General features: G+C 72.8%; 27 protein-coding genes. 10 read left to right on the forward strand and 17 right to left on the reverse strand.

Translation table 11 applies throughout. The features are described from left to right. Positions 1-124: 124 nt before the first annotated feature. The gene (locus O7604_RS07905; protein ID WP_281579274.1) at positions 125-2,086 is read left to right on the forward strand and encodes a DEAD/DEAH box helicase; all 1,962 of its coding nucleotides are present in this window, start codon (positions 125-127) and stop codon (positions 2,084-2,086) included. Positions 2,087-2,162: 76 nt separating this feature from the next. On the opposite strand, the gene O7604_RS07910 is transcribed toward O7604_RS07905, so the two are convergent. Further along, entirely contained in the window at positions 2,163-2,384 is a 222-nt protein-coding gene (locus O7604_RS07910) for a hypothetical protein (protein ID WP_269702891.1), read from the reverse strand. After that, entirely contained in the window at positions 2,377-2,628 is a 252-nt protein-coding gene (locus O7604_RS07915; RefSeq protein WP_269702893.1) for a flavin reductase, read from the reverse strand. Before O7604_RS07915 ends, O7604_RS07910 begins: the two co-directional genes overlap by 8 nt. A gap of 187 nt (positions 2,629-2,815) precedes the next feature. Between O7604_RS07915 and O7604_RS07920 the strand changes: the two genes are divergently transcribed. The 3 genes from O7604_RS07920 (at position 2,816) to O7604_RS07930 (ending at position 3,973) form a co-directional block, all read left to right on the forward strand. After that, positions 2,816-3,031: a hypothetical protein gene (locus O7604_RS07920; RefSeq protein ID WP_281579275.1), complete on the forward strand. Its 216-nt coding sequence runs from the start codon at positions 2,816-2,818 to the stop codon at positions 3,029-3,031. Positions 3,032-3,046: 15 nt separating this feature from the next. Next, entirely contained in the window at positions 3,047-3,277 is a 231-nt protein-coding gene (locus O7604_RS07925) for a DNA-binding protein (protein ID WP_281579276.1), read from the forward strand. Between the two features lie 75 nt (positions 3,278-3,352). Next, complete coding sequence (locus O7604_RS07930) at positions 3,353-3,973, forward strand: putative glycolipid-binding domain-containing protein (RefSeq protein WP_269702895.1); 621 nt, start codon at positions 3,353-3,355, stop codon at positions 3,971-3,973. Positions 3,974-3,982: 9 nt separating this feature from the next. On the opposite strand, the gene O7604_RS07935 is transcribed toward O7604_RS07930, so the two are convergent. The 3 genes from O7604_RS07935 to O7604_RS07945 are packed head-to-tail and all read right to left on the reverse strand — an operon-like array spanning position 3,983 to position 6,430. Continuing rightward, the gene (locus O7604_RS07935; RefSeq protein WP_269702896.1) at positions 3,983-5,077 is read right to left on the reverse strand and encodes a PLP-dependent cysteine synthase family protein; all 1,095 of its coding nucleotides are present in this window, start codon (positions 5,075-5,077) and stop codon (positions 3,983-3,985) included. Positions 5,078-5,099: 22 nt separating this feature from the next. Beyond that, the gene (locus O7604_RS07940) at positions 5,100-5,930 is read right to left on the reverse strand and encodes an SDR family oxidoreductase (protein ID WP_281579277.1); all 831 of its coding nucleotides are present in this window, start codon (positions 5,928-5,930) and stop codon (positions 5,100-5,102) included. 41 nt (positions 5,931-5,971) lie between these two features. Continuing rightward, positions 5,972-6,430 carry an Lrp/AsnC family transcriptional regulator gene (locus tag O7604_RS07945; protein WP_018787850.1) on the reverse strand — a complete coding sequence of 153 codons (459 nt, stop codon included), beginning with the start codon at positions 6,428-6,430 and terminating at the stop codon, positions 5,972-5,974. Positions 6,431-6,687: 257 nt separating this feature from the next. Between O7604_RS07945 and O7604_RS07950 the strand changes: the two genes are divergently transcribed. Continuing rightward, a complete protein-coding gene (locus O7604_RS07950) occupies positions 6,688-6,954 on the forward strand; it encodes a BldC family transcriptional regulator (protein ID WP_013473529.1) in 267 nt (88 codons plus the stop codon). Positions 6,955-7,011: 57 nt separating this feature from the next. On the opposite strand, the gene O7604_RS07955 is transcribed toward O7604_RS07950, so the two are convergent. Then, the gene (locus O7604_RS07955) at positions 7,012-7,656 is read right to left on the reverse strand and encodes a UbiX family flavin prenyltransferase (protein ID WP_281579278.1); all 645 of its coding nucleotides are present in this window, start codon (positions 7,654-7,656) and stop codon (positions 7,012-7,014) included. A gap of 144 nt (positions 7,657-7,800) precedes the next feature. Between O7604_RS07955 and O7604_RS07960 the strand changes: the two genes are divergently transcribed. Then, on the forward strand, positions 7,801-8,766 hold the full coding sequence (locus tag O7604_RS07960; RefSeq protein WP_281579279.1) for a terpene synthase: 966 nt from the start codon (positions 7,801-7,803) through the stop codon (positions 8,764-8,766). Between the two features lie 51 nt (positions 8,767-8,817). Here the strand turns inward: O7604_RS07960 and mqnP are convergent, their stop codons facing one another. From mqnP to O7604_RS07975, 3 genes are all read right to left on the reverse strand, one after another. Next, positions 8,818-9,720, reverse strand: a complete 903-nt coding sequence (mqnP, locus tag O7604_RS07965) for a menaquinone biosynthesis prenyltransferase MqnP (RefSeq protein ID WP_269702899.1) — start codon at positions 9,718-9,720, stop codon at positions 8,818-8,820. Then, positions 9,720-11,177, reverse strand: coding sequence for a menaquinone biosynthesis decarboxylase (locus O7604_RS07970; RefSeq protein WP_281579280.1), 1,458 nt, complete (start codon positions 11,175-11,177; stop codon positions 9,720-9,722). The genes mqnP and O7604_RS07970 overlap by 1 nt, the downstream gene beginning before the upstream one ends. 93 nt (positions 11,178-11,270) lie before the next feature. After that, complete coding sequence (locus O7604_RS07975) at positions 11,271-11,825, reverse strand: carboxymuconolactone decarboxylase family protein (protein ID WP_281579281.1); 555 nt, start codon at positions 11,823-11,825, stop codon at positions 11,271-11,273. Positions 11,826-11,888: 63 nt separating this feature from the next. On the opposite strand from O7604_RS07975, the gene O7604_RS07980 reads away from it, so the two are divergent. Both O7604_RS07980 and O7604_RS07985 read left to right on the forward strand, forming a co-directional pair. Beyond that, a complete protein-coding gene (locus O7604_RS07980; RefSeq protein WP_269702904.1) occupies positions 11,889-12,359 on the forward strand; it encodes a MarR family winged helix-turn-helix transcriptional regulator in 471 nt (156 codons plus the stop codon). Positions 12,360-12,403: 44 nt separating this feature from the next. Further along, positions 12,404-12,628, forward strand: a complete 225-nt coding sequence (locus O7604_RS07985; RefSeq protein ID WP_269702905.1) for a hypothetical protein — start codon at positions 12,404-12,406, stop codon at positions 12,626-12,628. Here the strand turns inward: O7604_RS07985 and ccsB are convergent. The 6 genes from ccsB to hemL are packed head-to-tail and all read right to left on the reverse strand — an operon-like array spanning position 12,594 to position 18,613. Continuing rightward, entirely contained in the window at positions 12,594-13,571 is a 978-nt protein-coding gene (gene ccsB / locus O7604_RS07990; protein WP_269702907.1) for a c-type cytochrome biogenesis protein CcsB, read from the reverse strand. The genes O7604_RS07985 and ccsB overlap by 35 nt on opposite strands. Beyond that, positions 13,571-15,190, reverse strand: a complete 1,620-nt coding sequence (locus O7604_RS07995) for a cytochrome c biogenesis protein ResB (protein WP_281579282.1) — start codon at positions 15,188-15,190, stop codon at positions 13,571-13,573. Before O7604_RS07995 ends, ccsB begins: the two co-directional genes overlap by 1 nt. Further along, positions 15,190-16,050 (reverse strand): cytochrome c biogenesis protein CcdA, encoded by an 861-nt coding sequence (locus O7604_RS08000; protein ID WP_281579283.1) that lies wholly within the window; start codon positions 16,048-16,050, stop codon positions 15,190-15,192. The genes O7604_RS07995 and O7604_RS08000 overlap by 1 nt, the downstream gene beginning before the upstream one ends. Then, positions 16,050-16,625 carry a TlpA disulfide reductase family protein gene (locus O7604_RS08005; protein WP_281579284.1) on the reverse strand — a complete coding sequence of 192 codons (576 nt, stop codon included), beginning with the start codon at positions 16,623-16,625 and terminating at the stop codon, positions 16,050-16,052. The genes O7604_RS08000 and O7604_RS08005 overlap by 1 nt, the downstream gene beginning before the upstream one ends. Further along, positions 16,625-17,272 carry a histidine phosphatase family protein gene (locus O7604_RS08010; RefSeq protein WP_281579285.1) on the reverse strand — a complete coding sequence of 216 codons (648 nt, stop codon included), beginning with the start codon at positions 17,270-17,272 and terminating at the stop codon, positions 16,625-16,627. The genes O7604_RS08005 and O7604_RS08010 overlap by 1 nt, the downstream gene beginning before the upstream one ends. A gap of 3 nt (positions 17,273-17,275) precedes the next feature. Continuing rightward, positions 17,276-18,613, reverse strand: a complete 1,338-nt coding sequence (gene hemL / locus O7604_RS08015; protein ID WP_269702915.1) for a glutamate-1-semialdehyde 2,1-aminomutase — start codon at positions 18,611-18,613, stop codon at positions 17,276-17,278. Between the two features lie 146 nt (positions 18,614-18,759). On the opposite strand from hemL, the gene O7604_RS08020 reads away from it, so the two are divergent. Then, the gene (locus O7604_RS08020) at positions 18,760-19,092 is read left to right on the forward strand and encodes an STAS domain-containing protein (RefSeq protein WP_013283540.1); all 333 of its coding nucleotides are present in this window, start codon (positions 18,760-18,762) and stop codon (positions 19,090-19,092) included. A 96-nt stretch (positions 19,093-19,188) separates the two neighbouring features. Here the strand turns inward: O7604_RS08020 and O7604_RS08025 are convergent, their stop codons facing one another. Continuing rightward, positions 19,189-20,781, reverse strand: a complete 1,593-nt coding sequence (locus O7604_RS08025) for an ABC transporter permease (protein WP_281579286.1) — start codon at positions 20,779-20,781, stop codon at positions 19,189-19,191. After that, positions 20,778-21,740: an ABC transporter ATP-binding protein gene (locus O7604_RS08030; RefSeq protein ID WP_269702919.1), complete on the reverse strand. Its 963-nt coding sequence runs from the start codon at positions 21,738-21,740 to the stop codon at positions 20,778-20,780. The genes O7604_RS08025 and O7604_RS08030 overlap by 4 nt, the downstream gene beginning before the upstream one ends. 53 nt (positions 21,741-21,793) lie before the next feature. On the opposite strand from O7604_RS08030, the gene O7604_RS08035 reads away from it, so the two are divergent. Continuing rightward, complete coding sequence (locus tag O7604_RS08035; RefSeq protein ID WP_269702921.1) at positions 21,794-22,318, forward strand: MarR family transcriptional regulator; 525 nt, start codon at positions 21,794-21,796, stop codon at positions 22,316-22,318. Positions 22,319-22,320: the final 2 nt, after the last annotated feature.

The following is a 22,320-nucleotide window of genomic DNA, read 5'->3' on the forward strand; positions in this document are numbered from 1 at the left end:
GCCCGATGCGCGCGCCCATGGGCGATCTTGCGGGCGATTCGGCGGCGTGACAGGCCGCGGCGGGCCATCGCGAAGATGCGCCCCGCTCGAGAGGTATTTCTTGACCACCTTCGCTGAATCCAGCATGTCCCCGTCCGTCGACCCGACGCCCGAGACCGTCGACTTCGCCTCGCTCGGCCTGCCCCGGCAGCTCGTCGAGGCGCTCGCCCGGCAGGGCATCACCACCCCGTTCGAAATCCAGCGGGCCACCCTGCCCGACTCGCTCGCGGGCCGCGACGTGCTCGGCCGGGGCCAGACCGGCTCGGGCAAGACGCTCGCCTTCGGCCTGCCGGTGATCGCCCGGCTCGCCGACCGCAACCGGGCCCGGCCGCTGCACCCGCGCGCCCTGGTCCTGGTCCCCACCCGGGAACTGGCCATGCAGGTCAACGACGCGCTCGTGCCGCTCGGCAAGGCGGCGGGCGTGTTCCTGAAGACCGCCGTCGGCGGCGTGCCGTACGACAGGCAGATCGACGCGCTGCGGCGCGGCGTGGAGATCGTCGTGGCCACCCCCGGGCGGCTGGGCGACCTGATCGAGCGCGGCGTGTGCCGCCTCGACGACGTCGAGATCACCGTGCTGGACGAGGCCGACCAGATGGCCGACATGGGCTTCCTGCCCGAGGTCACCCAGCTGCTGTCGAAGACCCCGGCGGACGCGCAGCGGCTGCTGTTCTCGGCCACTCTGGACAACGACGTCGACACGCTCGTCAAGCGGTTCATGACCGACCCGGTCACCCACTCGACCGCACCGGCCACCGCCGCCGTGTCCACCATGGATCACCACATGCTGCTGATCCCGCCGCACGATAAGTTCGCTGTCGCCGCGTCCATCGCCGCCCGTGAGGGCCGCACCATGCTGTTCGCCCGTACGCAGCTCGGCGTGGACCGGCTCGTCGAGCAGCTCGCGGCCGTCGGCGTACGCGCCGGTGGGCTGCACGGCGGCAAGACGCAGCGCATGCGTACCAAGACGCTCGCCGAGTTCCGCGAGGGCCGCACGCCCGTGCTGGTCGCGACCGACGTGGCGGCCCGCGGCATCCACGTCGACGGCGTCTCGCTGGTGCTGCACGTGGACCCGCCGAAGGACCCGAAGGACTACCTGCACCGGGCCGGCCGTACGGCCCGCGCCGGCGAGTCGGGCGCGGTGGCGACACTCGTGCTGCCCAAGCAGCGCCGCACCACGCTGGCCATGATGGAGAAGGCGGGCGTCGAGCCGGCCGAGACCCGGGTCCGGGCGGGCGACGAGGCGCTGGCCGAGCTGACCGGCGCGCGTGAGCCCAGCGGCGTACCGGTGCGGGACGAGCCGGAGCCGCGACGTGGTGGCGGCTCGCGCCGCTTCGGCGACCGCGACGGCCGGGGCTTCGACCGTGGCGGGCGCGGCTTCTCCGACCGGGGCGGACGCGACTTCTCCGACCGTGGCGAGCGCCGGTTCGGCGACCGTGACGGTCGTGGCGAGCGCCGCTTCGGTGACCGGCCCACGGGCGAGCGCCGCTTCGGCGACCGGCCTGCGGGCGAGCGGTCCGGGGACCGGTTCGCGGACCGCGGCGGTGACCGCCGATTCGGCGACCGGCCGGCCGGCGAGCGCTACTCGGGCGAGCGGTCCGGCGGCGAGCGCCGCTTCGACCGGCCCGAGCGTCGCGACGACCGGAGCTACGGTGACCGGAGCTACGGTGACCGGAGCTACGGCGACCGGCGGCCCGACGACCGGCGCTTCGGCGAGCAGCGGTCCGACGACCGCGGCCAGCGCTTCGGCGGCCAGCGCGGCGACGACCGGCGCTTCGGCGACCGGGCCGACCGGCCGTACGGCGACCGGCAGCGGCCGGCGGCCGGACGCGGGTACGACCGCGACGAGCGGCGGTACGACGACCGGCCGGGCGGCTCGCGCGGCTTCGGTGACCGGCGCCAGGACGACCGCCCGCAGGCCGAGCGGCGTTTCGGTGACCGGGGCGACGCACGACCGGCCGAGCGCCGGAGCGGCGGTTTCCGGGCCGAGGGGCGAGGCCGGGACGACAGGCGTGGCTTCGGCGGGCGCCCGCCGGCACGTACCCACTGATCTGAGCGCACCCACCGCCGCCGCCGAGCATCCGCTCGGCGGCGGCGGTGCGTCTGGGGTGATGTCGGCTCCCGGTCTAGCTGCGCGGTGTGAGGACGGGATACCGCCGGGTCGGCTCATTCCACAGCGACAGGCGATGACGAGGCTGCCAGTCGGGCGGCGGCGTCGGGATGGTCTTGTCGATGGTCTGCCGCAGGCTGCGGCGAGCGGATCGGCCCCACGACCAGGCGACCCAGCAGCCGAACGCCTGGGCGATGACGGCGGCCAGCAGCAGGCCGGTGCCGATCGGGTCAGACATTGCGCACCGACCGCAGCCAGCCCAGGAACCGGATGTGCATCTCGGCGGGATCCGGCGGCTCGGAGTAAAGCCGGGTCAGGTCATGGGTTGCCTGCCGCATCAGGGCGGCCAGATCGACGGCGAGGTGACGCCGGTCGTGCTCGTAGTCAGCGACCAACTCGACCTTGGCGTTCTCGCACGGCCAGTTGAGCAGGTCTGCCGTACAGACCCAAAGGGGTTTCAGCGGAGCGTGGCGCTGGGTCACTCGGGCCTCCTGCAACGGGTTCAAGCGTCAAGGTGGCACCCCCGTCCGCCGCGAATCGCCACCGGGCGGGGGGCCTGATCCATCAGATCGCTCACTTGCCCCCCTGTCAACATTGACGGGTCCACGTAGGTGCGATTATTTGTTCGCGTCGTCGTAGGCGGGCAAGCCCGCTCCTACCTTCGAAGTCGTGACCAAGGAGACGGGACCGGGTGAACTCGTCGCGGCCGGTGAGATCTTGAAGATGCTCGGCGTGGGCAGATCGAGATTCCGCGAGATCCGGCGGCATCCCGCATTCCCCGCGCCGTATCAAGAGCTGTCCGTCGGCGCGGTCTGGCTGAAGCGGGACGTGGAGCGGTACATCCGGGAGCACCGGCCGCCCCGGCTGGCGGACGACGACGAGTAGCCCGACGAGGCCTCTGTGGCCACCCTCAAGCGAGAGCCCCGGCCGCCACGCCTGTACGGGCCCGGCGAGCTGGCCGCCCTGTTCGGCGTTTCGCGTCAGCGGGTCCTCCAGATCACCCGCCGCCCCGGGTTCCCCGAGCCGCTCGCCCGACTGATCGGCATGAACGTCTGGGACGCTGATGAGGTCGACGAGTGGGCCCGCCACAACCGGCCGCCGCGCCCCACGGAGGGCGACGAGCAGGGGTAGTCAGTGGCCATCCGGGCGGCGGCGGCGTTCGCGCATCCGCTGCCGTCGACGGCCGGGTCGCGTAACGTCCGGACCATGCCGAAGTCGCTCTTCTGGGCCCGGACCGACACCGCCGGCTCCGAGCACGTCGTGCTCGGCGACGGTCCGGGGCTGACCGCGCAGGGTGCGGCGCTCGCCGTGGATCCGATCCCGTACACGTGCCGGTACCGGCTGGAGGTCGGGCCTGACTGGTCGACGAACCGGCTTGAGGTCGAGTCCGAGGGCGCGGGCTGGTCGCGGAGCGTACGCCTGGAGCGGGGCCGGGACGGGTGGCGCGTGCGTACCGGTGAGGAGGGCGACCTGGACGCGGCGCTGAGCGCGGCGGGCCACCCACCGGCGGGCCTGCCTGGTACCGACGACCCGGGCCGGCTGGCCGAGGCGCTCGACGTGGACCTGGGCGGCTCGCCGCTGACCAACACGCTGCCGATCCGCCGGATCGGGCTGGGGCGGCTGCCCGCCGACCTGGCGACGGCCGTGAACGTGGCCTGGGTGCTGCTGCCCGGCCTGGCCGTGGTGCCCGCCGAGCAGGTCTACACCTCGCTGGGTCCGGGCCGGGTCCGGTACGCGAGCGGCACGTTCACCGCTGACCTGGAGGTCGACCCGGACGGCTTCGTGGTGCGTTACCCGGGGCTGGCTGAGCGGGTCGATCCGCGCTGACCGCCCGGTTCAGGCCGCCGGCCAGGTGCCGTCGGTCAGGAAGCGGTCGATGGTGGCGAGGTGCGGGGCGAGGTCGAGGCCCTGCGCGGCCACCCACTCGTCCGAGTAGTAGGTGTCGGCGTACCGGTCGCCCGGGTCGCAGATCAGCGTGACCACCGAGCCGGTACGCCCGGCCGCGCGCATCTGCGCGATCAGCCCGAACGCGCCCCACAGGTTGGTGCCGGTGGAGCCGCCCACGCGGCGGCCGAGCACCGCCGAGCCGGCCCGCATCGCGGCCAGCGACGCGGCGTCCGGCACCTGCACCATCCGGTCCACCACGCTGGGCAGGAAGGACGCCTCGACGGTGGGCCGCCCGATGCCCTCGATCCGGGAGCCGCGGTCGGTGCGTACCGACCAGTCACCGGCCTGCCAGGCGGGGTAGAACGCGGAGTTCTCCGGGTCCACCACGCAGAGCTTGGTGGGCAGCCGGCGATACCGGGCGTAGCGGCCGATGGTGGCGCTGGTGCCGCCGGTGCCGGCGCCGACCACGATCCAGGCGGGCACCGGGTGCCGTTCCAGCGCGAGCTGGGCGTAGATCGACTCGGCGATGTTGTTGTTGCCCCGCCAGTCGGTGGCCCGCTCGGCGTAGGTGAACTGGTCCATGAACCGGCCGCCGCTGTCCTCGGCGAGCCAGCGCGCCTCCACCACGACCTTGGACGGGTCGTCCACCAGGTGGCAGCGCCCGCCCTGGAACTCGATCTGGGCGATCTTTTCCGGCGACGTGGAGGCGGGCATGACCGCGATGAACGGCAGCCCGAGCATCCGGGCGAAGTACGCCTCGGAGACCGCCGTCGAGCCGGACGACGCCTCGACGATCGTGGTGTCCGGGCCGATCCAGCCGTTGCAGAGGCCGTAGAGGAACAGCGACCGGGCGAGCCGGTGCTTCAGCGAGCCGGTGGGGTGCACCGACTCGTCCTTGAGGTAGAGGTCGATCCCCCACTCGCGGGGCAGCGGGAACGGCAGCAGGTGGGTGTCGGCGGAACGGTTGGCGTCGGCCTCGACAGTGGCGATCGCCTCGGTCACCCAGCGCCGGCTGGCCTCGTCGCACCTGTCGAAGTGAGTCACGTCGGCAACGTTACAAGCGAGGTCAGCTCGGGTTTCCCCGGACCCGGCGGGCCTGCCGCCGCTGACCGGCCCGCCCGGTGGCCCGGATCACCGGCGTGAGGGCCAGGGCGAGCCGGGGGAATGCGTCCAGGAGCCGTACCTGGGCGCCGCGCCAGCGCGGCAGGCTGACCACCGGCCGGGGCCGCCGGGCCAGCCGGACGGCCCGCGCGGCCACCAGCTCCGGCGTGAGCAGCGCGCCGGTGAAGGACGCCAGCGCGCCCGGGTCGTCCAGCTTGTCGTGCAGCATCGGCGTCCAGATCCCGTCCGGGCACAGGCACGACACGTGTACGCCCCGAACGCCGGCCATCCGCAGGTCACTCAGGGTGCCGAGGCTGAACGCGAGCAGGGCGTGCTTGCTGGCCGCGTACACCGTCTCGCCGGGCGCGGCGATCAGCCCGGCCAGCGAGACGACGTTGAGCACGTGGCCGCGGCCCTGCTCGCGCATCACCGCGACGGCGGCGAGCGTGCCGTTCATCGCGCCGAGCGCGTTCACCTCGACCACCGTGCGGCGGGTCCGGGCGTCGTGCGCCCAGGCCGGGCCGGTGGCCAGGATGCCCGCGTTGTTCACCCAGAGCCCGAGGCCGCCGGGTGCGGCCGCCGCCTCGGCGGCGACGTCCGCGCAGGCGGCTTCGTCGCGTACGTCGAGCGGGCGGGACCAGCCACCCAGCGGCGCGGCGGCGGCCGACGCGGCCCCGGCGTCGACGTCGGTGAGCAGCACGTTCCAGCCGTCGGCGTGCAGCGCGGCGGCGATGGCCCGGCCCAGCCCGCCGGCCGCTCCGGTGACCACTGCGGCGCCGCGTCCCGAGGTCGTCATCGGCGCACGGTAACCGCAATGCCGCCGCGGGGCCAGAGGCGTCAGGCGGTGGGCGGTTCCAGCGGCTGCGGGCGGTTCTCCCACTTGGTCGACAGGGCGATGCTGGTACGGGTGGACGCCACGCCCGCCGTCCGGTTCAGCCGGACGATCAACTGCTCCAGCTCGGCGATCGTGCCGACCCGCGCCTTGAGCAGGAAGGACTCGACGCCGGCCATGAAGTAGCAGGACTCGATCTCGGGGATGCGGCGGAACGACTCCAGCACGTCGTCGGTGTCCGCGTCGGAGTCCTCGATGATGCCGATGAGTGCGGTGACCCCGAGCCCGATCGACTCCGGCTCGACCTCGGCCCGGTACGCCCGGATCACGCCGCTGGACTCCAGCTTGCCGACCCGCTCGTGCACGGCCGGGGCGGAGAGGCCGACCTGACGGGCCAGCTCGGCGTACGACAGACGGGCGTTGCCCCGCAACAGCTCCACGAGGCTCAGGTCGATCGTGTCCACGGAGAGTGACCCTATCCGTTCGGCGACCACGGAATACGGTCGGTACCCGTGGACCGGCCCTTCACAAACGTACGATCACGGGGGTTCTCCGCCGGTACCATTTCCTATCCTTCCCAGTGTGTGCGTTTTTCGCGTTTGGCGGACACGTCCGGTAGCCGGTGCTGTAATTGCCATACGTCCCTCATGACGGCTCTGGGCTCGCACCGGCCGGGGGCAGTGTGTTCAGCCGGGGGCTTCGTCGACGCGAGGAGGGGGCTGTGGACACTGGAGATCGCCTGCTGACACCGGGTGAGGTCGCTGCGCTGTTTCGGGTTGACCCGAAGACCGTGACCAGATGGGCAGCGGCCGGCCGGATCGGCAGTATCCGGACTCCAGGAGGGCACCGCCGGTTTCGGGAATCCGAGGTGCGGGCCCTGCTCGAGGGGGAGGGCATGCTGGACGAGGCGGAGGACATGGGCAAGGCCCGCAACATGGGCCCGACCGCTTCCACCGGCCCCGGACCGGCGAACGCCGGCATGTACTGAACGTGCGGGGCGCGGTCCGGTCGAGGGCCGCGCCCCCGCACGTCGGCCACGGGTCCGTCAGGCCGGATCCGCCTCCCGGCGACCGGCCGCCAGCTCACCGGACCATCGCCGGAACAGCGTGTGCTCGACGCCCAGCGCGTCGAGCACCTTTCCGGCCACGAAGTCCACGAGCTGCCCGGCGGACGCCGACGCGCCGGCGCCGTAGAAGCCCGGACTGGCCGGCAGCACCACCGCACCGGCGTCGTGCAGCGCGATGAGATGTTCCAGGTGACTGCGGGTCACCGGCGTCTCCCGGGGCACCACGACGACCGGCCGGCGCTCCTTGAGGTTCACCTCGGCGGCGCGCTGGAGCAGGTCCTTCGACAGCCCGATGGCGATGCCCGCGCACGCGGCGGTGCTCGCCGGCACCACCGCCATGCCGCGTACCGGGTAGGAGCCGCTGCTCGGGCCGGCGGCCAGGTCACCGGCCGGCCAGTGCCGGATGTCCGCGCCGGTGAGGTCGCGGTCGAGCCAGGCGGCCAGGTCCTCGGCCCAGTGCGCGTCCCGGAACGGCCGGCCGGTCTCGTCCAGCACGGTGAGCCGGGCCGCCCGGGAGACGATCAGGTCCACCGCCTGGCCGGCGTCGAGCAGGCCCCGGACGACAGCCGCCGCGTACGGCGTCCCGGACGCGCCGGAGACACCCACCACCCATGGTTCGCGCATGCCCTCCAGCGTGCCTGGTCGGCGCGGGCGGCGGGCGACGACCCCCGTTCGGTCGGCCCGCCCGGGATGTCCAGACGGTTCACGGAACGTCCCGCGGCATGAAATTCTTCGATCGGCGATCCCACTTTCACGGAGGGGCCGGTGATGACGGCGGCGGTGCTGCGGGCGCTCCGCTCCGGCTGCCCCATTCCGCCCCGCCTCTCCCCGTACGCCGACGACGTGCAGGGCTGGCTGGTGGAACACATCGACCGGCTCGGCCTGCCGGCTGACCCGGCCACCCGGCGACGGCTGGCGGCGGCCGGTTTCGCCCGGTACGCGGGCCGCCTCTACCCGGACGCCACCGAGCCCGACCTGCGGGTGCTGACCGCGCTGTTCACCTGGTTCTTCCTCGTCGACGACGCCTGCGACGGGCGGGACGGGCTGACGCCGCCGCAGATCCGCGCGTTGCGCGACGGCGCGCTCGCCCTGCTGCGCGAGGGCCCGCGCGCCCGCCACCCGGGCTTCTCCGGCCCGCTGCGCCGCCTCCTCGTGCAGGCGTGGCGGGAGCCGCGCCGCCGGATGCCGGCCCGCTGGCGGCTGCGCTTCGCCGACGCGGTCGCCGACCACCTCGACGGCGTCCACCGGGAGGCCACCGCCACCGGGTCCGGCCGTCCACCGGGCGTCGCCGAGTACGTGCGGCTGCGCCGGGCCACGTCGGCGGCCTACGTGTCGTACCCGCTGATCGAGTTCGCGTCCGGGCGTCCGCTGCCCGACGCGGTCTACCACCATCCGGCGCTGCGGCGGCTCGCCGGCCTCGCCAACGACCTGCTCTCCTGGTTCAACGACATCGCCTCGCTGGAGCGCGACCGGGCCACCGGCGGCGGGCACAACCTGGTGCTCGCGACGGCCGCCGAGCGGGGCGTGCCGGTGCCGGCGGCGGTCGACCTGGTGGCCGCGCACTGGCGTGCCGAGATGGACCGGTTCGCGGCGCTCCGGGCGGCGGCGCCGTCGTTCGGGCCCACACTCGACGACGCCGTCGCCATCCACCTCGACGGGCTGGCCGCCGCCGTGCGCGGCACCGTCGACTGGACGCTGGAGAGCGCCCGCTACCCGGTCGCCGCGGCGTCCTGACCGGGGTGCGGCCCGGCGTCCTGACCGTCACCGGCGCCCCGGCGTCCCTGCTCAGGGCCGCAGGCCGAGCCGGACCACCAGGTCGAGCAGTGCGAGGACGAACAACGCGATGCCGACGAAGCCGTTCGCGGTGAAGAACGCCCGGTTGACCTTGCTCAGGTCGGTGGGGCTGACCACCATGTGCTGATAGGCGAAGGCGACGGCGGTGAGCGCCAGCCCGATCCACCACAGCCAGCCGAAGCCGACCCAGGCGCCGAACCAGATGAACAGCGCGAACGTCACCACGTGCGCGACGGTGGAGGCGTGCAGCGCGAAGCGCCGGCCGTACCGGGCGGGGACGCTGTGCACCCCGATCTCCCGGTCGATCTCCGAGTCCTGGCAGGCGTAGATCAGGTCGAAGCCGCCGATCCACAGGCCGACGGCGGCACCGAGCAGCCAGGCCGGGCCGGAGCCGTCGAGCGTGCCGGTGACCGCCAGCCAGGCGCCGACCGGGCCGACCGCCTGGGCCACCGCGAGGATGGCGTGCGGCCAGTTGGTGAACCGCTTGCCGTACGGGTAGACCACCAGCGGCACCACGGCGAGCGGCGCGAGCACCAGGCAGAGCGGGTTGAGCAGGGCGGCGGCGGCCAGGAACACCACGAGCGCGACCGCCGCGCCGGTCCAGGCCGTCCGCACGCTCACCGCGCCGGTGACCAGTTCCCGGTTCGCGGTACGCGGGTTCCGCGCGTCGATCCGCCGGTCCAGGATCCGGTTCGCGGCCATGGCGAACGTCCGCGCGCCGACCATCGCCACGGTGATCAGCAGCAGGTCCAGCCAGCGCACCCGGCCGCCGTTGAGCTGCATCGCGGTCAGCGCCGACAGGTACGCGAACGGCAGCGCGAAGACCGAGTGCTCGATGGCGACGAGCTTGAGGAAGGACGAGACCCGGCCGGGACGTTCCTGCACCGCCGTCATCAGATTCCGTATTCCTTCCAGCGCTTGTCGACGAGCGAGACCACCTCGAGCGACATACGCATCTCCTCCGGCCAGCCCCGGGTGTAGCCCTCCTCGGGCAGCTTGCGGGTCGCGTCGATGCCCGCCTTGCCACCCCAGAACTGCTGGTACGAGGCGTGGTCGAGGTGGTCCACCGGGCCCTCGGTGAGCAGCAGGTCGCGGGCGTAGTCGACGTTGCCGAAGGCGCGGAACGCTACCTCGTTGTAGTCGTGCACGTCGCAGTCCTCGTCGACGATCACGATCAGCTTGGTCAGCGACATCATGTGCGCGCCCCAGATCGCGTTCATGACCTTCTGCGCGTGCTTCGGGTAGCGCTTGCGGATCGACACGATCGCGCAGTTGTGGAAGACACCGGCGGCGGGCAGGTCGTAGTCGACGATGTCCGGGATCAGGAAACGCAGCAGCGGCGCGAAGATCCGCTCGGTGGCCTTGCCGAGTCCGTGGTCCTCCTGCGGCGGCTGGGACGTGACGATCGAGTGGTAGACCGGGTCGCGCTGCATGGTCATGCACTCGATGTGCATGACCGGGAACGGCTCGACCGGCGTGTAGAAGCCGGTGTGGTCGCCGAAGGGCCCCTCGGGCAGTCGCTCGCCCGGCTCGATGTAGCCCTCCAGCACGATCTGCGCGTGCGCCGGCACCTGCAGCGGGACGGTCAGGCAGTCGACCATCTCGACCCGCTCACCGGCGAGGAACCCGGCGAACAGGTACTCGTCGATGTCGGCGGGCAGCGGTGCGCTGGCCGAGTACGCCACCACCGGGTCCGCGCCGATCGCGATCGCCACCGGCAGCCGCTGGCCGAGCCGCTCGGCGACCGCGTGGTGCGCGGTCGAGTTCTTGTGGATCTGCCAGTGCATGCCGATGGTGTTGTGGCTGTGCTGCTGGAGCCGGTAGAGCCCGAGGTTGCGCTTGCCGGTCTCCGGGTGCTTGGTGTGGGTCAGCCCGAAGTTGTGGAAGATCCCGCCGTCACCGGGCCACACCTGCAACCCGGGCAGCCGGTTCAGGTCGACGTCGTCGCCCCGGTAGACCACCTGCTGGCAGGGGGCGGTCTTCACCTTCTTCGGCGGCATCGACTTGAGCTGCATGACCTTGCCCAGGCCGCCCATCATCCCGGAGAAGCCCTGCGGCAGTTCCGGCTTGAGCATGTCGCCGATCCGCTCGCCGATCTCGTCGAGGTTCTCCACCCCGAGCGCCATCGCCATCCGCTTCTCGGTGCCGAACAGGTTGATCGCCACCGGCATCTCACCCCGGGTGGGGCGCTCGAACAGCAGCGCGGGCCCGCCGGCCCGTACGGTGCGGGTGACGATCTCGCTGATCTCCAGCGTGGGGTCGACCGGCGCGCTCACCCGCCGCAGCTCGCCCGCACGCTCCAGCGCCGCGAGGAAGTCCTTCAGATCGGTGTACGGGAAGCGAGCCGCCATACCGCCATCCTCCCGTACCCTCCTGCGGAGGTAAGGACGGGCCCCCTCTTAACGCCTCCGGTAGAGGAGGGGCCCCTTCTTAACACCCGCAGCTCAGGCGGCGGGCATCCAGGCGTACGCGGCCAGGGGCTCGTCGAGCGGGGCCTCGGTGAGCCGGTTGGCGAACGTGGAGATCGTGTACGTGCCGACGCCGAGCACCACGTCCAGCGCGTGCCGGCGCTGCCATCCGGCGGCCAGCAGCGCGTCCAGGTCGGCGTCGGGGACCGCGCCCCGGTGGTCGAGGACGGCGACGGTGAACCGGCGCAGCGCCTCCAGCCGGGGATCGGGCAGCGCAGCACCGGTCCGCAGCGCCTCGATCAGCTCCGGCGCGGCTCCGTGCCGGACCGACGTCGCGGTGTGCATGGCCACGCAGAGGTGGCAGCCGTTGCGGGTGGCGACGGTGAGCACGACCGCCTCCCGGGCGACCGGATCCAGGTCGGTGGCCTCGAACGCGGCGTTGGCGGCGAGGAAGCCCTTGAGCAGTTCGGGCGAGCCGGCCATCAGGCTCACGGCGGCGGGCAGGTGGCCCAGCGTGCGGCGTACTCCGGCCATGACCGGGCGGGCGGCGGCGGGTGCGGTGTCCGGCTCGTACGCGGTGAAGCGAGACATTACTGCGCCCCTCTCGTAAGGTAGTCAACGTGGTTGACAAAATAGTAAACGTGGTTGTCGAACATGGCAACGCCTGACCGCCCCGGCTTCGCGCTGCCGCTGCTCCTGCTCGCCGGTTTCCGTACGCTCGTCGACGACCTGCACGCCGAACTGGCCCGCCAGGGGCACCCCGACCTGCGCCCGGCCCACGGGTTCGTCCTGCAGGCCGTCGGCCCGGACGGCACCACCGCCTCCGACCTCGGGCAACGGCTCGGCGTCTCGAAGCAGGCCGCCGGCAAGACGGTGGACCGGCTGGTCGCGCTCGGCTACCTGGAACGCGTGGACGACCCCGCCGACGCCCGCCGCAAGCTGGTCCGGATGACCGCGAAGGGCCGCGACGGACTGCACCGGTCGGCGGTGGTCTTCGACGAGCTACGCGACCGCTGGGCGTCCACGCTCGGCGCGGACCGCGTCGCCGCCATCGAGGACGACCTGCGCCAGGTGGTCCCCGCCGACGTGTTCCGCCTCGACGTCCCCGGCTGGTTCGGCGGATGAATTCGTCACTGACAGCCACGCCGGCGGCGGTTCATCATCGACGGATGGACGACGCATACGTGGTGGGTGACCCGGACGGCCTCAGCCCGCTCCAGTCAGAGATCCGCGACGCGGTGGCCCGCGAGCTGCACGCCCAGTTCGCGCTGCGGGCGGACCGCCTCGAACTGGCCGACCTGCCGGAGGTGGCCTACCAGATCACGCGCCGGGTGGACGAGGTGCTGAGCGCGCGCCCGGTCACTCCACCCCGGCGTACGAGTGCAGACCGGTGAAGAAGAAGTTGACCCCGAACAGGTTCATCATCACGGTCAGGAAGCCCACGATGGCGATCCAGGTGGCCACGTTGCGCTTCACGCTCGGCGTGGCCCGGGCGTGCAGGTAACCCGCGTACACCACCCAGGAGATGAACGCCCAGGTCTCCTTCGGGTCCCAGCCCCAGGCGCGACCCCAGGCCGCCTCGGCCCAGATCGCCCCCGCGATCACCGCGAAGGTGAAGATCGGGAACGAGAAGGCGTGCAGCATGAAGGTCAGCCGCTCCAGCCCGGCCGCCTCCGGGAGGCGGCGGGCCAGGGTGTACGGGAAGCTGCGCCGCCCCTGCTCCCAGCCGGCCCGCATCAGGTACGCGGCGGCGGGCACCACGCCCAGCAGGAAGATGCCCGAGGCGAAGATGATCGTCGAGACGTGGATGATGAACCACCACGACTGCAGCGCCGGCATCAGCGGCTCGATCGGCACGTAGAGCTTCAGCTCGGCGAACGCCAGCAGCAGCACCATGACCAGCGTCAGGAACAGCCCGAGCCGGCGCAGCCACGGCTGCTTCCAGAGCACCACGAGCCAGGCCGCCATGCCGATCCAGGTGCCGGTCAGCACGAACTCGTACATGTTGCCCCAGGGCATCCGGTCGGCGGCGAGGCCCCGGGTGACCACGGCGCCCAAGTGCACGGCGGCGGCCAGCACGGTGAGCCAGGCGGCGATCCGGCCGGCCAGCACTGCCCGGGCGCCGGTGCGGTCCGGCCTCGGCGGCGTAGCCGCGACGGCCGGCTCGTCGACGGTGCCACCGGCGCCGCCGACGCCCGCGCCCACCAGCTCACGCGCCGGCGCGGCCGCGGGCACCCTCCGCGCGTTGCCCAGCGCGAACTCCACGGCGTGGCTGATCATCGCGATCAGGTACGCCAGGATCGCGAACGCGACCAACTGGTCGGAGAGTGCGGACATCACTCGTCTCCTTCTCGCGCCCGCCGCGCGTCCGGCGCGTCACCGCTCACCGCGGCGACGAGCTGCGCGAACTCGTCGGCGAACCCTGGGTGCTCGGTGCGCGGCAGCCCACCGGCCTCCACCAAACTACTACCGCCCGTCGGAGATCCGCCCTCGGGGGGCGAAACCCGGAACCACACCCGGCGCCGCCGGGCGAACAGCGAGCCCATCAGGCCGAGCAGCAGCGTGCCGCTCGCCACCAGCAGCAACGTCTGCCCAGGCGCGTGCCGGACCGCGAGCGTGACGTACGGCTTGGTGCCGACGAACTCCAGCGTGCTGCCGTCGTCCAGGGTCCACTTCTCCCCCGGCCGCAGCAGCTTGGTGCCGATCTCCTTGAGCTTGCCGTCGTCGATCTGGCTCCGGTCCAGCGCGTAGACCGAGCCGGGGATGCCCGCGTCCAGCCCGAGATTGCCCCGGTACGCGGTCAGGTTCACCATCGGGTTGCGCTCGGCCGGGTACTGCGACGCCACGTACGGCGCGCTCTCCGGCGCGGTGGGCAGGTAGAGCCCGTCGAAGGCGATCTGCTGGTCCGGGGCGCGCGCGCCGGTCTTCGGGTCGACGTTGGCATCCGGGAAGATCGCCACGCCCTCCTCGGTCGCGTTCGAGTCGCCGGTACGCAGGAACGGCGCCTCGCTGGTCTGGCTGCGGCCGTACTTGTCGGTGTACTTCAGCAGCGGCGCGTAGCCGTTGCCGAGCAGGTAGACGTTCGCCGAGCCGAGCCGCAGCGGCGAGTTGACCGAGAATCCGGCGGTCCGCTCCGCGCCACCCGGCTCGTCCACGGTGACGGTGGCCCAGTAGCGGGACGCCTGCCCGGACAGCAGGTAGTCGGCCTCGAACTTCTCCAGCGTCAGGCAGAACGGAGGCAGGTCGGAGCTGTCCACGCGCGGGCCGAGCGACGCCTCGGCGTACTGCTGGCGGGTGTTGCAGAACGCGTTGTCCTCGCCGGCGACCAGGATGCGGTTGCCGTGCCATCCGTACCAGGAACCGAGCGCGACCCCGAGCAGGACGGCGACCAGCGACACGTGGAAGAGCAGGTTGCCGGTCTCCTTGAGGTAGCCCTTCTCGGCGGAGACCTCGTTGCCGCGCACGGTGACCCGCCACCGGCGACGGCGCAGCACCGCCGCGATCGCCTCGGGATCGGCGGCGGCCGGGGCCTCCAGCACCGCGTGCTGCGGCAGCCGGTCGAACCGCCTCGGCGCGGCCGGCGGCCTCATCCGCAGCGCGCGGACGTGGTCCCGGGCGCGGGGCAGGATGCAGCCGATCAGCGAGGTGAACAGCAGCAGGTAGATCGCGGAGAACCAGACCGAGCCGAAGACCTCGAACGCGCCGATCTGGTCCAGCCGGGGCGCGAGGTCGGGGTGGTCGAGGAACCACTGGTTGACGCGTTCCGGGTTGACGCCGCGCTGGGGCAGCACCGAGCCGGGGATGGCCGCGATTGCGAGCAGGAACAGCAGGATCAGCGCCGTACGCATGCTGGTGAGCTGCCGCCACGAGTTGCGCAGCAGGGCCAGCACCGGGTTGACCCGCCGCCGGGGCGCCTGCGCGGGTGGGGTCGACGGCCGGTCGTCCACGGTCGTCATCAGATGCTCACCTCGCCCACGCCCACGTTCGTCTGCAGCCAGATCACCACGTTCACCCAGCCGCCGGTGATCAGCGCGAGGCCGATCGCGATCAGCAGCGCGCCGCCGATCCGGGTGACCCAGCGGCTGTTGCGCCGGACGGCGCGGAACACCCCGAGCAGGCGCTGGAAGCCCAGCCCGAAGACGACGAACGGTATCCCCAGCCCGAGGCAGTACGCCACGGCGAGCAGCACCGCGCGATCGGTGCCGCCCTCGGTGGCCGCCATGCCGAGCACCGCGCCGAGCGTCGGGCCGGTGCAGGGCAGCCAGCTGAGCGCGAAGACCGCGCCGAGCACCGGCGCGCCGAGCAGGCCGGCGGCGGGCAGCCAGCGGATGCGGAACTCGCGCTGCATGCCGGGGATCACACCGAGGTAGCCGAGGCCGAGCACCACCACCAGCGCACCGATGACGATCTCCAGCGTGCGCTCGTACCGGAAGAAGAGCTTGCCGACGCCGGAGAAGAGGATCGCGGTGGCGACGAACACGACTGTGAAGCCGGCGATGAACAGCAGCGTGCCGGCGAGCACGCGGCCCTTGACGGCGGCGGTGGTGCGCTCCGGCGCCGCCCGCTCGGCGACGCTCACGCCGCCGGTGCCGGTGTTAAGAAGGGGCCCTTCCTCTACCGGAGGCGTTAACAAGGGGCCCTTCCTTGCACCGCCCTCCAGGTCGGAGCCGGCCAAGCCCGTCACGTACGACAGGTAACCGGGCATCAGCGGGAGCACACACGGGGACAGGAAGCTGACCAGTCCGGCCAGTGCGGCCGCACCGACCGCGAGCAGCAGCGGGCCGGACTCGGCGAGCTGCCGGAACGTCTCGCCCATCAGCGGGCGCCGTTCGGCGGTGGCGACTCGGCGGCGATGTCCTCGACGATCGGCCGCAGCTCGGCCTGGGTGACGGCCCGCCGGATCACCACGGCGATCCGGCCCTCGCGGTCGAGCACAAGGGTGGCCGGGGTGGTGTTCGGCGGGATGTCGAAGTTCAGCGCCTGCCGGCTGGCCGGGTCGAAGATGCTCGGGTACGTGACCCGGCCCTCCTCGAAGGCGATCGCCTTGTCCTTGCTGTCCTGCACGTTGATGCCGAGGAACGTCACGCCGGAGCCCTTGGTGGCCTGGTAGGTGGCCTCCAGGTCGTCGGCCTCGGCGCGGCAGGGCGCGCACCAGGAGCCCCAGAAGTTGACCACGACGACCTGGCCGCGGTCCCGGGAGATGTCGTAGCTGCCGCCGGTGAGCAGGTCACCGCTCACCTTCGGCGTCTTGGAGCGCTGGTCCGGGGCGCAGGTGACGGTGGAGCCGTCGGCGGCGCACCGGCTCTCCTGGCTGTCGGAGGAGCAGCCGACCAGCGCCGTACCGGCGGCGACGGCGGCGAGCAGGGCGGCGGCGAGCCTCCGGGTGAGCATCAGGCCCCCTTGGCCGTCCGGGCGGTCGGCGAGATCGAGACGAGGTGGGCCGCCGGCTCGGAGTACCCGATACCGACGATCTTGGCGCCGTCGAAGTGGAACGAGGTGAGGCTGGCCAGGCCGCACTGGCGGCGGCGCGGGTCGTGCCAGAGCCGCTTGCGCTCGACGTGCCGGCGCAGCGTCCAGATCGGGAGCTGGTGCGACACGAGCACCGCCTCGCGCCCCTCGGCGGCGACGCGGGCGGCGTGCAGCGCGGCGAACATGCGCTCGGCGATGACCCGGTACGCCTCGCCCCAGGACGGGGTCACCGGGTCGCGCAGCACCCACCAGTTGCGCGGGTCGCGGAACGAGCCGTCACCGGGCGAGACCTTCTTGCCCTCGAACCAGTTCGCGCTCTCGATCAGGCGCTCGTCGACGCCGATGGAGAGGCCGAACTGCGCCGCGATCGGCTCGGCGGTCTGCTGGGCGCGCTCCAGCGGGCTGGCCACCACGTGCACGACGGTCCGGTCGGCGAGCGCCTGTGCCGCCGCCTTGGCCATCTGCACGCCCAGCTCGGAGAGGCGGAACCCGGGCAGGCGGCCGTAGAGGATGCCGTCCGGGTTGTGCACCTCACCGTGCCGCAGCACGTGCACCACTGTCTCCGCCATGAGTTATCCCCCGCTTCCCGCCGCTGCCGCCGCCCGCGCCGCCACCGGCAGGGCGGCGGCGATCTGCTCCCACGCCGCGTCGTCGATCGCGGTCGAGACGAACCACGACTCGAACGCGCTCGGCGGCAGGTAGACGCCGGCGGCGAGCATCGCGTGGAAGAACGCCTTGAACGCCGGCACCACCTGGGTGCGGGCGCTGTCGTAGTCGTGCACGTCCGCGTCGGTGAAGAAGACCGAGAACATGTTGCCCGCGGTGGAGAGCCGGTGCGGCACTCCCGCCGCGGACAGCGCCTCGGTGGTGAGCTTGCCGAGCGCGGCGGCGGTCTCGTCGAGCCGCCGGTAGAGCGCGTCGTCGGCCAGCCGCAGCGTGGCCAGCCCGGCCGCGCAGGCCAGCGGGTTACCGGAGAGCGTGCCGGCCTGGTAGACCGGGCCGGCCGGGGCGAGTCTCGCCATGATCTCCGCGCGCCCGCCGAACGCCGCCGCGGGCAGGCCACCACCCATGACCTTCCCGTACGTCCACAGATCCGCGTCCGACGGGTCGAGGCCGTGCCATCCGGCGCGGGACACCCGGAACCCGGTCATCACCTCGTCGACGATGAGCAGCGCGCCGTTGGCGTGGGCGATCCGGGCCAGCTCGGCGTTGAAGCCGTCGCGGGGCGCGATCACACCCATGTTGCCAGCGGCTGCCTCGGTGATGATCGCCGCGATGTGCTGCCCCTCGGCGGCGAACGCCTCCTCGACCGCGCGCAGGTCGTTGTACGGCAGCACGATGGTGTCGCCCGCTGCCGCGCCGGTCACGCCGGGCGAGTCGGGGAGGCCGAAGGTGGCCACGCCGGAACCGGCGGCGGCGAGCAGCGCGTCCGAGTGGCCGTGGTAGCAGCCGGAGAACTTGATGATCTTGGCGCGGCCGGTGAAGCCGCGGGCCAGCCGGATCGCCGACATGGTCGCCTCGGTGCCGGAGTTGACCAGGCGCACCTGCTCCACCGGCGTCCGCGCGATGATCTCCTCGGCCAGGTCGACCTCACCCGGCGTCGGCGTGCCGAAGCTGGTGCCGAGCGCCGCCGCCTCGCGCAGCGCCTCCACCACCGCCGGGTGCGCGTGGCCGAGGATCAGCGGGCCCCAGGAGCAGACCAGGTCGACGTAGCGACGACCGTCGGCGTCGAAGAGCCACGGACCCTCCCCCCGGACCATGAAGCGCGGCGTGCCGCCGACGGCACGGAACGCGCGCACGGGAGAGTTGACCCCGCCGGGCACGACGGCCTTGGCGCGGTCGAACAGGGCCTCGGAGGCCGGGGCGTCGGCCGGGTAGCGGCCGGATCCGGCGGAATGCGTCTCGGTCACGATGAGGCCATTGTGTCAGCGCCGGAGTGCTGCCTGGCAGGCACCCCGCGGCGGGGGTTACCAGGCTCACCCGCCTGAGCGGCGCGACGGGCCGACGGCGATCCGCTCGACAGGCCCGCTGGTCGAGATCGCGATAGGCTGACCGGGTGGATCGTGCCGAACTGTCCATCACCGTACACCGGACGGGTGACGAAGCCGTGCTTCGCCTGGCCGGTGAGATCGACATGCTCACGGCCGCCCAGCTCTCGACGGTGGTCAACGAGGTGCTGGCGGATCCGCCCCCGCGCATCGTGCTCGACCTGGCCGGGGTCACGTTCTGTGACTCGCAGGGCCTCGGCACGCTGGTGGTGCTCAGCCGCAAGGCCAGTCACACCCAGTGCCTGCTGATGCTCACCAACGTCGGTGACTTCCTGATCCGCGTCCTGGACATCACCGGCCTCCGCAGCGCCCTGATGATCCGCAACGAGGCCACCCCGTAGCTCCGCCCCGGCCCTCCCCCGCGATCTTGCACTTGCGGCCCTCGGCGAGGGTGATTCACCCCTTTCGCCGGGGCCACAAGTGCAAGATCAACGCGTTCAGAGGACGGGGATGTCGCGGCGGCGGAACGTCAGCAGGCCCGCTGTGGCCAGGGTCACCGCCAGGGCCGTGAGGACGTAGAGCGGGGTGGCGGTCCAGGAATCACGCAGCACCTGGGGGGTGTGCGTGAACGGGGACACGTCCAGCAGCCACTGGTCCAGCTCCAGCACGGCGCCGAGCTGCCCGAGCAGCACGCAGACCGCCAGCACCACCCACGCGGCCGACGCGAGCCGGGGCAGCAGGCCGTAGAGCAGCACGGCGAGCCCGGCCAGCACCCATGCCGCCGGCACCTGAGCCAGCCCGGCGGCGAGCATCCGGCCCAGCTGGCGGGGCACGTCGCCGGTGCTCACGCCGTACGTGAGGCCGGTCGCCAACCCGGTCACCGCGAGCACCACCACCGGGCCGAGCAGCGCGAACGTCACGTGGGAGAGCAGCCAGGTCGAGCGCCGCGTACCGGTGGCGAGCACCGGCTCCGCGTGCCCGGCGGACTCCTCCGCGCGCATCCGCAGCGCCGCCTGGATGCCGTACCCGGCGGCGGCGAGCCCGGCCAGGCTCAACGTGACCCCCAGGTACGCGTCGGCCATGCCGGACGCCCCGCCGAGCCGGGCCACGATCTCCTCCATCCGCGGGCTCCCCTCGACCGACCGGCCGGCCGCCTCGGCGGCGCCCCCGAGGATCAGCCCGAGCAGGCCGAACCCGACCGACCACCAGAGGATCTGCCCCCGGTGCAGCCGCCAGGCCAGCCCGAACGGACCGGACAACGCGCCGCCCGCGCCGGCCGGGCCGAGCCGGGGCGGCAGCACGCCCGCGCCCAGGTCGCGGCGGACCGAGATCGGGTACGCGAGCACGGCGAGCAGCACCGTCGCGGCCAGCGGCAGCAGCAGCACCCACCACCGCTCCCCCTCGTACGGCCGGACGCGCGCGGCCCAGCCCAGCGGGGACAGCCAGCTCGGCCAGTCGTTGCCGGCGGTGTCCCCGGCCAGGCGCAGCCCGAACGCGGCGCCGAGACCGGCGAGGCCGATGCCCCGCGCCCCACCCGCGGTCTCGGTGAGCTGGGCGGCCAGCCCGCCGAGCGTGGCGAAGACCACGCCGGTCAGCACGGTGACCAGCCCGTACGCGAGCGAGCCACCGACCGGCAGCCCGGTCGAGATCAGCCCGGCGGCGGTGAGCAGCCCGAGCACCAGGTCTGCGGCGTACGTGACGAGCAGCGCGGCGGTCAGCCCGGCGTGCCGCCCGAGAACGCTGCCGCCGAGCAGTTCCCGCCGCCCTGCTTCTTCCTCGGTGCGGGTGTGCCGGATGACCGTGAGCAGGCTCGCCAGCGCGACGATGAGCAGCAGGAAGCCGCTGCGCTGGGCGGTCAGCCCGCCGATGCTGTCGCCGTACGCCGGGCCGAGCAGCGCGACGATGGACGGGTTGCGGGCGGTGCCCTCCAGGTACGCGGCCCGATCGGCGGCGGTCGGGAACAGCTCGAAGTAGCTGGCCGCGTACGTCGTCGGCAGCACCGCGAGGATCAGCACCCACAGCGGCAGCAGGAGGCGGTCCCGGCGCAGGATCAGCCGGACCAGGTGACGCGTGCCGGTGAGCGTGCTCATGACCGGTCCGCCGTCTCGGGGCGCGCCACGCCGGAGGAGGGCGTCGCGTCGGAGGAGGGCGTCGCGTCGGAGGAGGACGCCGTCTCGTAGTGCCGCAGGAACAGCTCCTCGAGCGTCGGCGGCGTGCTGACCAGGCTGCGGACGCCGAGTTCGGTGAGCCGGCGCAGCGCGGCGTCGAGCGACGCGGTGTCGACGTCGAACCGGACCCGCTGCCCGTCCACCCGCAGGTCGTGCACGCCGGGCAGGTCGGCCAGGCCGTCGAGTGGCGCGGTGACCTCGGCGTCGATCGCGGTGCGGTGCAGGTGGCGCAGGTCGCCGAGCGTGCCGGACTCCACCGTCCGGCCGGCCCGGATGATCGTCACCCGGTCGCAGAGCGCCTCCACCTCGGCCAGGATGTGGCTGGACAGCAGCACCGTGCGCCCGTCCTGGACGGCCCGGCGGACCCAGTGCTGGAAGACCTCCTCCATCAACGGGTCGAGCCCGGAGGTCGGCTCGTCGAGGATGAGCAGGTCGACGTCGGAGGCCAGCGCGGCGACCAGGCCGACCTTCTGCCGGTTGCCCTTGGAGTAGGTGCGGCCCTTCTTGCGCGGGTCCAGCTCGAACGACTCCAGCAGCTCGGCGCGGCGTTTCGGGTCGAGCCCGCCGCGCAGCCGGCCGAGCAGGTCGATCACCTCGCCGCCGCTGAGGCCGGGCCAGAGCGTGACGTCGCCGGGCACGTACGCGAGGCGGCGGTGCAGCGCCACCGCGTCCCGCCAGGGGTCGCCGCCCAGCAGTCGGGCGGCCCCCGCGTCCGCCCGCAGCAGGCCGAGCAGCACCCGGATGGTGGTCGACTTGCCGGAGCCGTTCGGGCCCAGGAAGCCGTGCACCTCCCCGGTGCGGACGGTCAGGTCGAGCCCGTCGAGGGCCCGGGTGCGGCCGAAGGTCTTCACCAGGCCGGACACATCGATTGCCGTTTCCATACTTCAGAAGTTACGCTCGTTTCACAAAGTTGTGAAGACTGTAAGGTCACGGCGTGAGTGTCGAGGAGCCGACCATGAACGTGCCGTCCCGTCACGACGAGGAGGAGGTCCACCTCTTCATCGAGCGGATGGCGATGGCCTTCGCCGACGTGGGCTTCCCCCGGATGGCCGCCCGGGTCCTGTTCACGGTGATGAGCGCCGACGACCCGCTCACCGCCGGCGAGATCGCCGAGCGGCTCGGCGTCAGCGCGGCGGCGGTCAGCGGCGCGGTGCGCTACCTGACCCAGTTCGCCATGCTGGTCCGCGAGCCGGTCAAGGGCTCCCGGCGCGACCGCTACCGGATGCCGGACAACCCCTGGTACGAGGCGACGATCACCAAGACCACGCTCTACAAGAACTTCATCGACATCGCCGCCGGCGGGGTCGACGCGCTGCACGGCCGCAGCACCCCGGCCGGTGAACGGGTGGCCGAGATGCGCGACTTCTTCCTCTTCGTACAGGAGGAACTGGAGTCGCTCGGCGACCGCTGGCGTGCCCGGCGGGCCGCGACCGGGCACGGCGGCCCGGCCGGCGGCTGAAC

Source organism: Micromonospora sp. WMMA1947, assembly GCF_027497355.1.
GTDB lineage: Bacteria > Actinomycetota > Actinomycetes > Mycobacteriales > Micromonosporaceae > Micromonospora.

Coding starts and splice junctions, on each gene's coding strand:
- O7604_RS07930 (WP_269702895.1), top strand. CDS start 3,353: ATGCCGAAGTCGCTCTTCTGGGCCCGGACCGACACCGCCGGCTCCGAG.
- O7604_RS07910 (WP_269702891.1), bottom strand. CDS start 2,384: ATGTCTGACCCGATCGGCACCGGCCTGCTGCTGGCCGCCGTCATCGCC.
- mqnP (WP_269702899.1), bottom strand. CDS start 9,720: ATGACGGCGGTGCAGGAACGTCCCGGCCGGGTCTCGTCCTTCCTCAAG.
- O7604_RS07995 (WP_281579282.1), bottom strand. CDS start 15,190: ATGACGACCGTGGACGACCGGCCGTCGACCCCACCCGCGCAGGCGCCC.
- O7604_RS07940 (WP_281579277.1), bottom strand. CDS start 5,930: ATGACGACCTCGGGACGCGGCGCCGCAGTGGTCACCGGAGCGGCCGGC.
- O7604_RS07905 (WP_281579274.1), top strand. CDS start 125: ATGTCCCCGTCCGTCGACCCGACGCCCGAGACCGTCGACTTCGCCTCG.
- O7604_RS08030 (WP_269702919.1), bottom strand. CDS start 21,740: ATGGAAACGGCAATCGATGTGTCCGGCCTGGTGAAGACCTTCGGCCGC.
- O7604_RS08025 (WP_281579286.1), bottom strand. CDS start 20,781: ATGAGCACGCTCACCGGCACGCGTCACCTGGTCCGGCTGATCCTGCGC.
- O7604_RS07975 (WP_281579281.1), bottom strand. CDS start 11,825: ATGTCTCGCTTCACCGCGTACGAGCCGGACACCGCACCCGCCGCCGCC.
- O7604_RS08010 (WP_281579285.1), bottom strand. CDS start 17,272: ATGGCGGAGACAGTGGTGCACGTGCTGCGGCACGGTGAGGTGCACAAC.
- O7604_RS07980 (WP_269702904.1), top strand. CDS start 11,889: ATGGCAACGCCTGACCGCCCCGGCTTCGCGCTGCCGCTGCTCCTGCTC.
- O7604_RS08000 (WP_281579283.1), bottom strand. CDS start 16,050: ATGGGCGAGACGTTCCGGCAGCTCGCCGAGTCCGGCCCGCTGCTGCTC.
- O7604_RS07970 (WP_281579280.1), bottom strand. CDS start 11,177: ATGGCGGCTCGCTTCCCGTACACCGATCTGAAGGACTTCCTCGCGGCG.
- ccsB (WP_269702907.1), bottom strand. CDS start 13,571: ATGTCCGCACTCTCCGACCAGTTGGTCGCGTTCGCGATCCTGGCGTAC.
- O7604_RS07985 (WP_269702905.1), top strand. CDS start 12,404: ATGGACGACGCATACGTGGTGGGTGACCCGGACGGCCTCAGCCCGCTC.
- O7604_RS07960 (WP_281579279.1), top strand. CDS start 7,801: ATGACGGCGGCGGTGCTGCGGGCGCTCCGCTCCGGCTGCCCCATTCCG.
- O7604_RS08005 (WP_281579284.1), bottom strand. CDS start 16,625: ATGCTCACCCGGAGGCTCGCCGCCGCCCTGCTCGCCGCCGTCGCCGCC.
- O7604_RS07955 (WP_281579278.1), bottom strand. CDS start 7,656: ATGCGCGAACCATGGGTGGTGGGTGTCTCCGGCGCGTCCGGGACGCCG.